This is a genomic window from Metallosphaera sp. D4-4 (genome assembly GCF_046245145.1).
GTDB classification, from domain to species: Archaea; Thermoproteota; Thermoprotei_A; order Sulfolobales; family Sulfolobaceae; genus Metallosphaera; species Metallosphaera sedula.
The window spans coordinates 1803014-1816364 of record NZ_CP176412.1 but is presented as its reverse complement, the minus strand read 5'-3'; the positions used below and the strand labels follow the sequence as shown (position 1 = coordinate 1816364).

12 protein-coding genes are annotated in these 13351 nt (G+C 50.0%); 11 read left to right on the top strand and 1 reads right to left on the bottom strand.

Features of this window, described 5'->3' with window-relative positions; genetic code table 11:
- Positions 1-214 precede the first annotated feature (214 nt).
- The 4 genes from ACI49J_RS09780 to ACI49J_RS09765 are packed head-to-tail and all read left to right on the top strand — an operon-like array spanning position 215 to position 4049.
- Positions 215-1378 carry a thiolase domain-containing protein gene (locus tag ACI49J_RS09780; RefSeq protein ID WP_409366339.1) on the top strand — a complete coding sequence of 388 codons (1164 nt, stop codon included), beginning with the start codon at positions 215-217 and terminating at the stop codon, positions 1376-1378.
- 4 nt (positions 1379-1382) lie between these two features.
- Complete coding sequence (locus ACI49J_RS09775; RefSeq protein ID WP_012020352.1) at positions 1383-1772, top strand: Zn-ribbon domain-containing OB-fold protein; 390 nt, start codon at positions 1383-1385, stop codon at positions 1770-1772.
- Entirely contained in the window at positions 1765-3048 is a 1284-nt protein-coding gene (locus tag ACI49J_RS09770; RefSeq protein WP_409366472.1) for a phenylacetate--CoA ligase family protein, read from the top strand. Before ACI49J_RS09775 ends, ACI49J_RS09770 begins: the two co-directional genes overlap by 8 nt.
- The gene (locus tag ACI49J_RS09765; RefSeq protein ID WP_409366338.1) at positions 3045-4049 is read left to right on the top strand and encodes a 3-hydroxyacyl-CoA dehydrogenase NAD-binding domain-containing protein; all 1005 of its coding nucleotides are present in this window, start codon (positions 3045-3047) and stop codon (positions 4047-4049) included. Before ACI49J_RS09770 ends, ACI49J_RS09765 begins: the two co-directional genes overlap by 4 nt.
- 332 nt (positions 4050-4381) lie before the next feature.
- Here the strand turns inward: ACI49J_RS09765 and ACI49J_RS09760 are convergent, their stop codons facing one another.
- Positions 4382-4945, bottom strand: a complete 564-nt coding sequence (locus ACI49J_RS09760; protein WP_240254293.1) for a carbonic anhydrase — start codon at positions 4943-4945, stop codon at positions 4382-4384.
- Between the two features lie 197 nt (positions 4946-5142).
- On the opposite strand from ACI49J_RS09760, the gene ACI49J_RS09755 reads away from it, so the two are divergent.
- The 7 genes from ACI49J_RS09755 (at position 5143) to ACI49J_RS09725 (ending at position 13328) form a co-directional block, all read left to right on the top strand.
- Positions 5143-6732 carry an APC family permease gene (locus tag ACI49J_RS09755; protein WP_240254294.1) on the top strand — a complete coding sequence of 530 codons (1590 nt, stop codon included), beginning with the start codon at positions 5143-5145 and terminating at the stop codon, positions 6730-6732.
- A gap of 5 nt (positions 6733-6737) precedes the next feature.
- Positions 6738-7055 (top strand): Rieske 2Fe-2S domain-containing protein, encoded by a 318-nt coding sequence (locus tag ACI49J_RS09750; RefSeq protein ID WP_240254295.1) that lies wholly within the window; start codon positions 6738-6740, stop codon positions 7053-7055.
- A 1-nt stretch (position 7056) separates the two neighbouring features.
- The gene (locus ACI49J_RS09745; protein WP_240254296.1) at positions 7057-7854 is read left to right on the top strand and encodes a CAP domain-containing protein; all 798 of its coding nucleotides are present in this window, start codon (positions 7057-7059) and stop codon (positions 7852-7854) included.
- Positions 7855-7903: 49 nt separating this feature from the next.
- Positions 7904-9553, top strand: coding sequence for an acyl--CoA ligase family protein (locus ACI49J_RS09740; RefSeq protein ID WP_409366337.1), 1650 nt, complete (start codon positions 7904-7906; stop codon positions 9551-9553).
- An 81-nt stretch (positions 9554-9634) separates the two neighbouring features.
- Positions 9635-11386, top strand: coding sequence for a S9 family peptidase (locus ACI49J_RS09735; RefSeq protein ID WP_240254298.1), 1752 nt, complete (start codon positions 9635-9637; stop codon positions 11384-11386).
- Positions 11387-11607: 221 nt separating this feature from the next.
- The gene (locus ACI49J_RS09730) at positions 11608-12798 is read left to right on the top strand and encodes a thiolase domain-containing protein (RefSeq protein ID WP_240254299.1); all 1191 of its coding nucleotides are present in this window, start codon (positions 11608-11610) and stop codon (positions 12796-12798) included.
- Entirely contained in the window at positions 12795-13328 is a 534-nt protein-coding gene (locus ACI49J_RS09725) for a Zn-ribbon domain-containing OB-fold protein (protein ID WP_240254300.1), read from the top strand. The genes ACI49J_RS09730 and ACI49J_RS09725 overlap by 4 nt, the downstream gene beginning before the upstream one ends.
- The last annotated feature ends 23 nt before the right edge of the window (positions 13329-13351 follow it).

The window sequence follows — 13351 nt, the reverse complement described above, 5'->3', positions numbered from 1 at the left end:
TTGGAGCAAACGCATTAAGTCACGACAAGATATTGAGGGATCGTAGAAGCTGTAGATACATCTGCAATTTTTCCGCGCGAAAAACTCTTTAATTTATCAGAAGTGATTTTTATGTAATAAAATGAAAGAAAAACAGACATTATCAACACACATGATTTTGAAGTTATATAAATTATCAAGAAAACATATATAGTTCCAATGTAAAACTTACTCGATGAGAAGGAGAGTAGGTATAGTAGGTGTGGGGATGTCCAAGTTCGGGAAGAGGGATGATGTTTCTGTTAGGGAACTCTCATGGGAGGCCATAGGGGAGGCCCTTCAGGACGCTGGAATTACGCAGAAGGATGTAGATCTTGTGGTCGCAGGGAGCACAGCCTATCGGGGAGTGGAGCTCTATCCAGCTCCCCCAGTCTCAGAGTACTCTTCCCTTACGGGAAAGACACCCATAAGGGTAGAGGCAGCTTGTGCCACCGGATCGGCTGCGGCTTTCACTGCAATCAACTCAATCGCGTCAGGAATGGTGGATGTAGTGCTCGCAGTGGGTTTCGATAAGATGACCGAAGTTGATACTCAGACCTCCCTAGCCATAGGCGGGAGGGGAGGAAACTACGAGTGGGAGTTTCACATGTATGGCACAACCTTCCCTGCGTATTATGCCCTTTACGCAACAAGGCACATGGCAATGTACGGAACCACCGAGGAGGACATGGCCCTAGCCTCCGTGAAGGCACATAAATACGCCTCAATGAACGAGAAGGCCCACCTCAGGAACAGGGTTACCGTAGAGGACGTGTTGAAGTCGAGGGTAATATCGTGGCCCATTAAGCTACTGGACTCCTCTCCCATAAGTGATGGAGCAGCAGCCGTGATATTCGCGTCAGAGGAAAAGATAAGGGAGCTCAAGGTGGATACCCCAGTCTGGGTTGAGGGAATAGGTTACGGTAGCGACACCTCGAGCATTGCGAGGAGGGGAGAGTGGACCAGTTTGAGGGCAGCTAGGGACGCCGCCAATATGGCGTATTCCCAGAGTAAGAGGTCCCCAAGAGACGTGGAGTACGCAACTGTTCACGACTGTTTCACAATCGCCGAGATCATGGCCTATGAGGATCTTGGGTTCGCGGAAAGGGGTAGGGGAGCTACCCTTCTGAGGGAGGGACAAACGGAGAAGGGAGGGAAAGTTGCGGTGAACCTCTTTGGAGGACTCAAGGCCAAGGGACATCCGCTAGGCGCAACGGGTCTATCCATGATGTACGAGGTAACGAAGCAGCTGAGAGAGGAGGCAGGTCCTGTTCAACAACAGTTCAAGAATTACGTGGCCCTGACACATAACGTAGGGGGGACGGGACACTACGCCTACGTAAGTATTCTCTCGAGGTGATTTCATGGAGGGAATTCCATTACAGTTGAGGTATACGGTCCCTGAGAAGGGATATGAGAAGTTCTGGGAGGGGCTGAGGAAAAACGAGATCTGGGCCACGAAGTGCAGAAAGTGCGGGACACTGTATTACCCCCCGCAAAGGGATTGTACCTCGTGCTACACCTCCGAACTTGAGTGGGTGAAACTATCTAACAGGGGAAAGCTCATGACCTATACCGTGGTGAAGGCTAAACCGCAAGGCTACGAGAGTGAAGAGGATTACGTCATTGGAATAGTTAGAACTGATGACGGAGTTGACCTGATGTGTTGGATCAAGGGCACCCCAAGGGTTAACTCCCACGTGAATCTAGTGACTGATGGAAAGAGGGTTGTGGGTGAGATCCTTGATGTATGATGAGACTGACCCAAGGGCCTTAACCAAGGAAGAGATCGAGAACGTGCAGGCCTTCAGGCTCAGGAGGGCGTTGAGAAGGGCCTACGAGAGGAGTCCCTTCTACAGGAGGATCTTTAAGGAGAGAAATCTGACTCCCGACGACATTCGCACTAAGGAGGACCTGAGGAAGTTACCCTTCACCACTAAGACCGACCTGAGGGAGAAGGGCTACCCATACGGAGGCGAGTTCATGACGGTGGACTTCGAGGAAATAGTGGGTTGGCATATAACCAGCGGGACCACTGGGGTTCCCACAGTTGGGGCTTACACTTCCTCGGATGTGGAGTTGTGGGCTAACCTCGTTGCGAGAAGTCTCAGGACAGCTGGCGTCACGCGGAAGGACATAATTGCAAACGTTTACGGCTACGGTCTATTCACAGGTGGAATGGGACTTCACTTGGGAGCACAGAAGATAGGGGCAAAGGTAATCCCTTGGAGCACTGGGAGGACAGAGGCACTGGCCAAGACGTTAAAGGACTTCAGGGCCACAGTAATCACTGGAACACCCTCATATGAGCTGGTAATAGCCGAGAAGGTCAGGGAGGCAGGGCTTGACCCGGAGAGGGACCTGACGTTAAGGCTCGCAATACCTGGTGCAGAGTCAATGACCCCAGAGATGTTGAGAAGAATAGAGAAGGAACTAGGTCTCCTAAGCAGGGGAGGAGGTGCCAGGGAGATATACGGGCTCACCGAGGCTATAGGTCCTGGGGTAGCTCAGGAGTGCCCACACGACAATCACGAGTTCATGCATATCTGGACTGATCACTTCCTCGTGGAGATAATAGATCCAGACACGGGAGAGAATGTGGGTGAGGGCGAGGAGGGAGAGATGGTTTTCACTCACCTCACCAGGGAGGGAATGCCACTAATTAGGTATAGAACGAGGGACATTACCAGGTTAGTGGAGAGCGACGACGACATCCCCTTCCCAAAGGTCGCAATAATGAAGGGAAGGTCAGACGACGTCATTTTCTACAAGGGGGTGAAGCTTTATCCCACGGCCGTTAATGAGGTACTCATGAAGATGCCCGAGGTCATGGAGTATCAGATGGTGATAACTAAGGACCCGCAGAAGTTTCTTCTCCTCGTGGAGACTACTTCTCCCTCCGAGGATCTTAGAAGGCGGATAGTTACGGACATCAAGAACGTTACCTTCGTCAATCCCGAGGTTGACTTCGTGTCCCCTGGAACCCTTCCCAGGTTCGAGGGCAAGTCCAAGAGGGTGGTCCTGAAGTGAAGGTCTTCGTGGTAGGAGCAGGGATCATGGGTAGCGGTATAGGTCAGGTCTTTGCCATGGCCGGTCACGAGGTCACCCTTTACGACGTCAGGGAGGAGGCACTCAAGAAGGGAATGGAGGGTATAAGGTGGTCCCTTCAGAAGCTCCAGGAGAAGGGAAGCGTGAAGGACGTGGAGTTTGTCCTGTCGAGGATATTTACCTCAAGGGATTTGAGTGACGCAAGGGATCACCTTGTAATCGAGGCGGTGTTCGAGGACATGAAGGTGAAGAGCGATGTTTTAGGCAGGGTCTCTCCCCTTACCGACGAGATCATCGCCAGCAACACTAGCTCCCTCCCCATCACTGAGCTATCTAGGGCTGTAAGGAATCCAGAGCGTTTCCTTGGGATGCACTTCTTCAATCCCCCAGTTCTCATGAAACTAGTAGAGGTGATACGGGGAGATAACACGTCTGAGGAGAGGTTCAGAGAGGCCCTAGATATCGTGAAGTCTCTCGGAAAGTATCCGCTCCCCGTTAGGAAGGACGTGTTTGGGTTCGTAGTGAATAGGATACTGTTCAGGCTCTTCACCTCCGCTTGCGCTCTCCTAACGCAGTATACCCCACAAGAGATCGATTACGTGGCCATTAAGGAACTTGGTATGCCCATGGGGTTAATCATGCTCCTGGACTACACGGGTTTAGACGTGAACTACGACATTTCGAAGGAGGCTGAGAGGAGAGGTTTCCCGTTCAAATGCGATGTTCTAGAGGGGATGGTGAAGTCAGGTAAGCTTGGAAGGAAATCAGGTCAAGGGTTTTACGACTGGAGCAAGGGTAAACCTGAGGTTAAGGCTACCAGCGGACCTGACCCTCGAGAGCTCTTGAGGGAGGCGGTGGAGGAGGCCAAGTGGCTAATATCTCAGGGTGTGGTGAATAGGGAGGAACTGGAGACTGGTGTGAAGCTGGGACTTGGAATGTCTCGAGGAATCCTTGAACTTGGGGAAATTCTAGGCGTGCATTGAGGTTATCTCAGAGTTTCTCGTGTCCGGTCACGTTATATAAAGTCAGTCTGTGGATGGGATTGAAGCAATTGTTCCCTACACTGTCCCTAATTCTTGGGGAATTCGCTCCTTACTGCTTGGATTTAACCTTCACTTGCCGAAGAAATAGAAGCTAATATCATATTTTATTTATGTTCAGAGCTCAGACTATCATTTTTCTTGTTAGATGATTTCTCTTGAAGAAAAGTGTGTCCTCACCGTTGTTTATGTAGTTATTAAAAAATTTTCACGCATAAGTTCTCTTTGTCAATATGAGGAAGCGAACGATGATTAAAAACCATAATTGCGGGCTTCTAGCTAATCCTCTTTACATCCCTAACCTTGAGGAACTCCTTTGCGATTAACACATCTATGTCGCCATCATTGTCAGTCTGTATTACGTATGTCCTGAACATCATGTCTGGCGAAATCACCTCTGAGTACTTCCTGGTTGAGGGAGGCATAACCAGAGCGACGTTATCGCTCGATGCAGGCGCATTCAGTTCCTCGGTCCTTATGAGTTCTGACTTGACCTTCGCCCTCACCGCTCCCTTGAGGATACTCTCCTGGACCTCAACGTTTACCTTCTCCAGTTGAGCCTTGGTGTAGCCCAAGTACTTTCTGAAGGGAGATATCAAGGGCTCTAACTCCGCAGGGAGTTTCTCCCCCTTCAACGCCTTCTCGACCACGCCCATGGCACCGCAATCTGTGTGAGGCAATAGCAATATCTCGTCTGCCCTTTTCAGCAATGCCAAGGTATTTCTTAGGGAGTTAACGCTAGCCCCCGCATTTCGCACGAAGATCGTGTTTCCATCGTTAAAATTTTTCTCCAGAAACTGGTTTAATCTCCTGTCCATACACGATATGACGATTCTCATAAATTAATCGAGTTATCTCAGCCTATATTTTTATTGTTTATACTTGCTTTTACTTTCCTATATGGATTGTTACTTTTCTACATCTGCGGGAATTTACTTCTCTTATATTTTAAGGTTCAGTTGCAAATGTAATTTTAACGAATCAATGTTTAGTTGTAGTAAAGCTTAAAATTCAGGGTCATTGACCACATGCAGAGATGGAAGAGAAAAAGACCCTTTTCCTGAGGGAGTCCTCCGGTCTCGTGAGGGAGGTCAGTCCTTGGTCTTCTATGTTTGCAACTTTCGGACTGGTGACCGGGGGAGTTCCAATTTTAATCCTAACCTGGCTTTTTACAGCACCTGGGGCCAACTGGCCCATGGCATTTCTCCTGACTCTGCCCCCCACCCTTGGTATGGCCTACCTCTTTTACCTAGCGGGAGTAGCCATGCCCAGAGCAGGTGGGGACTACGTATTCAACAGCAGGGCGGTTCATCCGCTCGTGGGCTTCGTGAATTACTTCGGGCTATTCATTGGGTTCGGTCTCTCACTGGGCTACTACAGTTATCTGGGGGCTCAGTGGTTTGGTTACCTGTTTTCCGGGTTAGGGCTCGCCTACAATAACCAGGAATTCCTAAACCTAGGAAACTGGTTCTCTGGAACCCAGGGTAGCATCGTGGTGGGATTGATCATTGTGATAATCTCGGCCATCCTAGCCTCAGTCCCTAGGGCCCAGTGGAGATTCGTCACGGGAGCAGGGATTATCACGTTCCTCTCTACGATAATCATGTTCGTAGCTCTGGCTCAGATAAATCCATCTTCCTTTGCGCATGCTCTCTCAGCAACGACAGGTATCCCCAACGCGTACAACCAGGTGATAAGCGACGCCACCAGCAATGGGCTCAAGTTCGAGTCACCCCTCTACGCAACCTTCCTGGCAGCTCCTGTTATATGGTATTACTACACGTGGTATAACCTGCCCCTATCCTGGGCTGGGGAGATGAAGCAGGTGAGAAAGAACGTACTTTACGCTACCGTGGTGGCCATACTCATCATTGCCGTTTACTACACCACGTTCACTTTCCTCAACCTTCATGCCTTCGGTTCCAACTTCCTAACATCTTGGAGTTACATCAGTAACCAAGGAGTTAACGATACGGTGTACTCGAATCTCCAGAGCATAGGTGACTTCACCCCGTTCTTCGCCTTCATTGTAACCCATAGCCTACCGCTCTTCCTTATCATGTTCTTGGCCCTATGGTTGCCCAACTTCTACAGTAATCCTCCCCTTGTCACAGGCCTTGTGAGGTATCTCTTCTCCTGGTCCTTCGACAGGATAATGCCAGAGTGGATGGCTGACGTTAACGAGACGTTGAGGGCACCCGTGAAGGCGACGCTCCTGGTGGGGGCAATGGGTGTCATAGGTCTGTTCCTTTACGCTTATAATACTCCAGTATCTCTCGTGGATGTCACCGTGGTGTTTGAAATAGGCTACGGTGTGTTCGCCCTTTCCACGGCATTAATGCCATATGTTAGGAAGAACGTGTACGAGGGGACCTTCCCCAATAAGACCAAGGTGGCTGGAATACCCCTTGTAACTATAGTGGGTAGCCTGATTTTTGCCTTCACCCTGTTCCTCCTAGCCTACACGTGGAACAACCCGGTCCTATTACCCATCAACTTGGAGACGATACTCTCGCTCGTTATAATATATGGTCTAGGGATAGCCATCTACATGATATCCTCCCTCAGGGCGAAGAAGAAGGGTCTGGACATAAACATATTATTCCAGGAAATACCGCCAGAGTGAACGGGATGTCAAAGGAGATTGAGTTTTTTGAGGTAAAGGGTTACCCCCTGATGATCTTCAGGGATGAGGGGAAGGAGAGAATCTGGCTTGCTGGCTGTCCTCACAAAAGAAGACCTCTCTCCAATTCCCAGGTTAATGGAAAAGTGATAAGGTGCCCCTTTCACGGGGCAGAGTTCGATCTATCCTCGGGGAGACTTGTGAAACCGCCAGACTCGAAAACCCCTTGTCCCAACGACTGCTCCCTGGTGGAGGTGAAGTTGGTGAACGGCGAGCCCTTGTTCTCCAGGGAGCCCTTTGTACCCTCCCTTCCGAGGAAGGAGTGATTTGTTACCTAGTGAGATCCTTAGCCTAGTTAACGAACTCAGGAGAAGACACGGAGTTCCAGAGGTCAGGTATGCCAACACTGGGGTCGCACAATACAGGGCCAATTACATGCTCAGGGAGAGGCTTTTCAATCACTATGATAGGCAGGGCCTCCCACCATTCTATTACTTCGCGATGCATGGAAATTACTTCTACTCTGAGGAAGCCATAGGTTACGTTCAATTTAGGAATTATCCAGAGCGCATGGTTGAGGAAGCCGTTAGGGGTATAATCATGGACATGGTTTACAGGGATGCTGATAGCGGGTGGGGACATAGGGACACCCTCCTTGATCCGTGTTTCAATTACGGCGATGTGGGTCTAGCTAGAGATCGAAATTACGTCTACGTGGATGTCACAATGGTCTCTGCGTGGATACAATGGAAGAGTCCTCCACGAGTTAAGGACAACATGTTTCATACAAAGGGTAATGTTTTTCACATGATTCCTGAAAGGGTTACACTCTTCAGGGCGGAGGTAAGTGAGAGAAACCTTGAGAAGAGATCCTACGATCTAGGGGAGCCTATTGCAATGGTCCTTCCAGAGCCGTACTACGTTCGTGGGATCGAGACCATTAGGCCTAAGACCTGGAGGATGGGGCAGGAGCTCGAGTTAGAATTTCGACTGCCTAAGTTTCAGGGTCTGATGTCGGTGGTGATCTCTGGAAAAGACCTAAGGAACGTGAGGTGGAACCCCATGACTTCGAAGCAGGTGGGGGTGTGCAACCTCCTATGTTATCCGGTACTGATACAAGGTTAAAGTCCAAGCCCTCTCAACGTTTTTAAGCCATAACCATTCTCTTTAATTGATGGGCGGATTCAAAATACCCAACTACGAGGGAGTAGATCCAACAGGTTCTTGGTACTCGGTTCTAACCCCTCTCCTCTTCCTTGAGAGAGCTGGGAAATACTTCAAGGACAAGACGGCAGTTGTTTACAGGGACAGTAGATACACCTATTCCACCTTCTACGACAACGTCATGGTTCAGGCCAGTGCCCTGATGAGGAGAGGGTTCTCGAGAGAAGACAAACTTTCCTTCATTTCAAGGAACAGGCCAGAGTTCCTCGAGTCGTTCTTTGGGGTTCCATACGCGGGCGGAGTTCTAGTCCCCATCAATTTCAGGCTCTCACCTAAGGAGATGGCCTACATTATCAACCACTCCGACTCCAAGTTCGTTGTGGTGGACGAGCCATACTTGAACTCACTGCTGGAGGTAAAGGACCAGATCAAGGCCGAGATCATCCTCCTGGAGGACCCAGACAATCCCAGTGCCAGCGAGACAGCCCGGAAAGAGGTGAGCATGACCTATCGCGAGCTAGTGAAGGGAGGGTCGAGGGATCCTCTCCCTATCCCAGTGAAGGAGGAATACTCCATGATAACGCTTTACTACACCTCAGGCACTACGGGTCTGCCCAAGGGGGTAATGCATCATCACAGGGGTGCCTTCCTTAACGCCATGGCCGAGGCACTGGAACACCAGATGGACCTCAACTCGGTTTACCTCTGGACCCTCCCAATGTTCCATGCTGCGTCCTGGGGTTTCTCTTGGGCCACGGTCGCTGTGGGAGCAACCAACGTGTGCCTAGACAAGGTGGATTACCCTCTGATATACAGGCTCGTGGAGAAGGAGAAAGTCACCCACATGTGCGCTGCCCCCACGGTGTATGTGAACCTAGCGGATTACATGAAACGTAACAACCTTAAGTTCAGTAACAGGGTCCACATGTTAGTGGCAGGCGCAGCTCCCGCCCCGGCTACCTTGAAGGCAATGCAGGAGATTGGCGGTTACATGTGTCATGTGTATGGTCTTACAGAGACCTACGGGCCCCACTCCATCTGTGAGTGGAGAAGGGAATGGGACTCGCTTCCCCTGGAGGAACAGGCCAAGCTCAAGGCAAGGCAGGGCATACCATACGTGAGCTTTGAGATGGACGTGTTTGACGCTAACGGCAAACCTGTTCCCTGGGATGGGAAGACCATAGGCGAGGTGGTAATGAGGGGTCACAATGTAGCTCTTGGCTATTATAAGAACCCTGAGAAGACCGCGGAGTCTTTCAGGGATGGGTGGTTCCACTCTGGAGACGCTGCCGTGGTTCACCCAGACGGTTACATCGAGATAGTGGATAGGTTCAAGGACCTGATCAACACAGGAGGCGAGAAGGTTTCCAGCATTCTCGTAGAGAAGACCCTTATGGAGATCCCTGGCGTGAAGGCAGTAGCCGTGTATGGTACTCCAGACGAGAAATGGGGAGAAGTGGTAACTGCGAGGATAGAATTACAGGAAGGAGTCAAGCTCACGGAGGAGGAGGTGATAAAGTTCTGCAAGGAGAGGTTAGCTCACTTCGAATGTCCCAAGATTGTGGAGTTCGGTCCCATACCCATGACCGCCACGGGTAAGATGCAGAAGTATGTGCTTAGGAACGAGGCTAAGGCCAAGGCAAACAAGGAGAAGTCTTAGTGGGCCTTGTCTTCACGTTATATCTAGTTCTAGTTCTTGTTATTCCCCAACAGCTTAATACCTTGAGCCCCTACTCTCCTTATGGATCCCAAGGAAGCGTATTCCTTGAAAGTCATATCCGAAGTCAAACTTGAGCCCCAGGGACTCATACACGGTGAGAGTTGGATAAAGGACAATGCCTACTTAACGACCATCTTCCTGAATCGTAGACCAATCCTAGAGGGCAAGGTCTCCCTCCCTAGGTTCCTGGGAGAAGATCTATATTACGTTAGGAATGACGGTTCAGCAACACTGCTGGTTCAGTCACCCTATGGGGAACCCAGAAAGGTCGCGGAGCTGGGTAAGATACTCAAGTTCGAAAAGCATGAGAAAGGCCTACTCATCCTGGGAGAAGATCTTCTGGATAAGCAAGCTCCCTCCACACCCTTTATCACGGAAAAGAGGAAGTATAGGTTTGACGGAAGGGGGCTTCTGAGGACAAGGACTTCGCTCTACCTCATGAAGGGCAACGACGTGGTCAAGGTTCTGGGAGGAGATTTTGACGTTACTGACTTCTCCACTAACGGCAAGAGGGTAGTTGTATCTACTACCCAACCAGACGATGATCTAGGCTTGAATGCCCTTTACGAGCTTGATCTTGAGACCGGAGAGACCAGGAGGATAACCAAGGAGGACGGTATGATAGTTGCAGTTGCCATGAACTCTGAGGGGGACGTTGCGTATCTAGGACATGATAAGGGGAAGTCTCCGTGGGCAGTGAGGGAGGTGATCTTCCCTGAAAGAGGGGAAAGATACTTGTGCGGGAATACGTGCGGTTCCACGGTCCTCACAGACGTCTTTGATGGGGCTAAGGAAAGGCTAGTTTTCCTCAAGGACCAAGTCATCACCTTGGGCCAGATGGGAGGAGAGGTAAACCTGTACCGGATAAGCGACAGTAAGGTTGACAAGTTGACTGAAGGGAAACAGGTGGTGAGGTTATTTGACTACGACGGGAACTCCTTGGTTTACTCCTTCATGACACCTGAAAAGCCCTCCCTTCTGTTCCGTGGAGAGGTATACGATCCGAACCCAAATGTGAAAGGGCTCATGCCCGTGAGGGTTAGCTCCAAGATAGAGGGGTGGGGCATCATCACGGGAGATAAGCCCACAATCCTCTTCATTCACGGTGGGCCACATATGGCCTACGGTTACGGTTACTTCATCGAGTTTCAATTTTTCGCCTCAAACGGTTTCAACGTGATTTACGCTAACCCAACAGGAAGCCAGGGTTATGGAGAGGAGTTCGCCAAGGGATGCGTTGGGGACTGGGGAGGAAGGGACATGGCAGAACTACTGGAGTTTGTGGAGGATGCTAGGAGGCAGTTTAACCTGACTAAGAGGATGGGAGTCACGGGAGGGTCTTACGGAGGTTTCATGACAAACTGGATCATTACTCACTCTGAGATCTTTTCCGCTGCAGTGAGTGAGAGGGGTATCTCGAACCTAGTTAGCATGTGCGGTACGAGTGACATAGGCTTCTGGTTCAATGCCGTGGAGTCAGGGGTTGACGATCCTTGGAATCCAGAAAACATGGAGAAGTTAATGAGAATGTCCCCAATATACTACGTTGGGAAAGTAAGTACTCCCACCATGTTCATTCATGGGGAAGAGGATTACAGATGCCCTATAGAACAGGCGGAGCAGTTTCACGTGGCCCTTAGATCTAGGGGAGTCGAGAGTAAGCTGGTGAGATATCAGGGAGACGGGCATGAACACGCAAGGAGAGGGAGACCAGACAACATGATGCACAGGTTAACAATAAAGTTACAGTGGTTCAAGGACCACCTCACGTAATCTTTGGGATGCGAATCTTAATGAGTGATTCTGATAAATTCAGTTTTTATGATTCTTAACCACCATAAATAGCGTGAACTCATCCTGAACTACCAGGTCTTCAAGTATCAATGTGAACTATTCCGACCTTAAGGATGGGTATCTTTTCTCTTAAGGATGGGGGACTTCTGCCCCCTTAAACCCCCATTTAAGTTAAAATCTACAATTACCATTATCCTACTATGACCAATGTAGCTATTATTGGAACAGGCCACTCCAAATTTGGTTCTAGGACTGACGTGAATCTTCAGGAGCTGGCCTGGGAGGCAGTTAAACAAGCCCTCGAAGAGGCTAACGTGGAACAGAAGGACATCCAATACTTCTCTGTGGGAAATGTGGGAACTTGGAGTGCTGAACCTCTCCCCGCTGTGGTTATTGGCGAATACTGTAACCTAGCGCCCAGCGGTACCATGAGGGTTGAAGCTGCGTGTGCTTCTGGGAGCGCCGCCCTTAGGGACGCGTACTTGGCAGTGAAGTCAGGTGAGGCAGATTTAGCTATGGCCATCGGGGTCGAGCAGATGCATCAATCCCCAAATCCCACCGTAGTCGAGATGATAGGAAGAGCCGGCAACTACTTCTGGGAGTTTGAGAACTTCGGTCTGACCTTCCCTGGATACTACGCCCTGTACGCCACAGCATACATGAACAAATACGGCCTCAAGGAGGAGGATCTAGGCAAGATTGCTATCAAGGCTCATCATTATGGAGCCCTGAATCCCTATGCCCACTTCCAGAAGGAAATAACCATGGAGGAATACCTCAAGTCCCGCCCTGTGGCATGGCCCTTAAAGTTACTCGACTCCTCCCCCATTACGGACGGGGCAGCAGCGGTCATACTAGCCTCTGAGGAGGTAGCCAACAAGTACACTGACTCGCCTGTCTGGATTGAAGCTCAGGGGGTCGGATCGGGGACAGCTAACCTATCCAGGAGGACTGACTTCACTACCATAGATGCGGCCAGGATGGCAGCGGAGCAGGCCTATAGGAGGGCAAAGATAAATCTCGACTCTCCCTGGAAGGAAATTGATGTTGCAGATGTACACGATTGCTTCACAATAGCTGAGATAATAGCCTATGAGGACCTAAGGTTCGCGAAGAGAGGCGAGGGCCTCACCCTAGCTAGGGAGGACCAGACTTACATAGGAGGGAGGATTCCAGTTAACGTTGATGGAGGCCTCAAGGCCAAGGGACACCCAATAGGCGCCACAGGGGTTAGCATGGCAGTCTCCTTAACTAGACAACTACTGTATAGGGCCCCCAACAAGGGAATGCAGGCTGAGATAAGGAATGGGAGAGCCTTGGCTCATAACGTAGGTGGCACAGGTCATTACGCCTACGTCACTCTCTTCTCCACAAGGAGGCCGGGACTATGATATCAGACGTAAGGGATGCAAAGCAGAAGGAAATAGCTGAGGTCCTAAAGCAACTGGACATGCTAACCAAGATGACGGGACTACCCATTTATCCTGAGCCGAAAACAGGAAATCCCCTATGGTCAGATGTAAGGGAACTTGACCTCAGGTATCAGATTCCGGTAAAGAGAATATCGAAATTCTTTGATGAGCTTAAGAAGGGGAAGGTCCTAGCCACTAGATGTTCAAAGTGCGGAACAGTATATTTCCCGCCCCAGGATGACTGCCCCAAGTGTAGAACCTCAAACCTAGAGTGGAAGGAGATCCAGGGGGAAGGCGAAATTTTGACGTACACCGTGATTTCAGTGAAGCCTCCTTCATTTGCCCACTACCCTGATTACGTTGTTGGGATAGCCAGGTTTGGGGACGTAAATGTGACCGCATGGGTGGACGGTCCTAGGGAGAAGATAAAGGTTGGCTCGAGGGTTAAGCTTGACGTCTCTAAAAGGGAGCCTGAGGGATATATTACATATAGACTAATCTTAGTTTAATAACTTTTTTAAGTATTCTCCTC

Excerpts from the sequence above, each read along its gene's own strand:
- ACI49J_RS09780 (WP_409366339.1), top strand. The coding sequence starts at position 215 with ATGAGAAGGAGAGTAGGTATAGTAGGTGTGGGGATGTCCAAGTTCGGG.
- ACI49J_RS09775 (WP_012020352.1), top strand. The coding sequence starts at position 1,383 with ATGGAGGGAATTCCATTACAGTTGAGGTATACGGTCCCTGAGAAGGGA.
- ACI49J_RS09770 (WP_409366472.1), top strand. The coding sequence starts at position 1,765 with ATGTATGATGAGACTGACCCAAGGGCCTTAACCAAGGAAGAGATCGAG.
- ACI49J_RS09760 (WP_240254293.1), bottom strand. The coding sequence starts at position 4,945 with ATGAGAATCGTCATATCGTGTATGGACAGGAGATTAAACCAGTTTCTG.
- ACI49J_RS09755 (WP_240254294.1), top strand. The coding sequence starts at position 5,143 with ATGGAAGAGAAAAAGACCCTTTTCCTGAGGGAGTCCTCCGGTCTCGTG.
- ACI49J_RS09750 (WP_240254295.1), top strand. The coding sequence starts at position 6,738 with ATGTCAAAGGAGATTGAGTTTTTTGAGGTAAAGGGTTACCCCCTGATG.
- ACI49J_RS09740 (WP_409366337.1), top strand. The coding sequence starts at position 7,904 with ATGGGCGGATTCAAAATACCCAACTACGAGGGAGTAGATCCAACAGGT.
- ACI49J_RS09735 (WP_240254298.1), top strand. The coding sequence starts at position 9,635 with ATGGATCCCAAGGAAGCGTATTCCTTGAAAGTCATATCCGAAGTCAAA.
- ACI49J_RS09730 (WP_240254299.1), top strand. The coding sequence starts at position 11,608 with ATGACCAATGTAGCTATTATTGGAACAGGCCACTCCAAATTTGGTTCT.
- ACI49J_RS09725 (WP_240254300.1), top strand. The coding sequence starts at position 12,795 with ATGATATCAGACGTAAGGGATGCAAAGCAGAAGGAAATAGCTGAGGTC.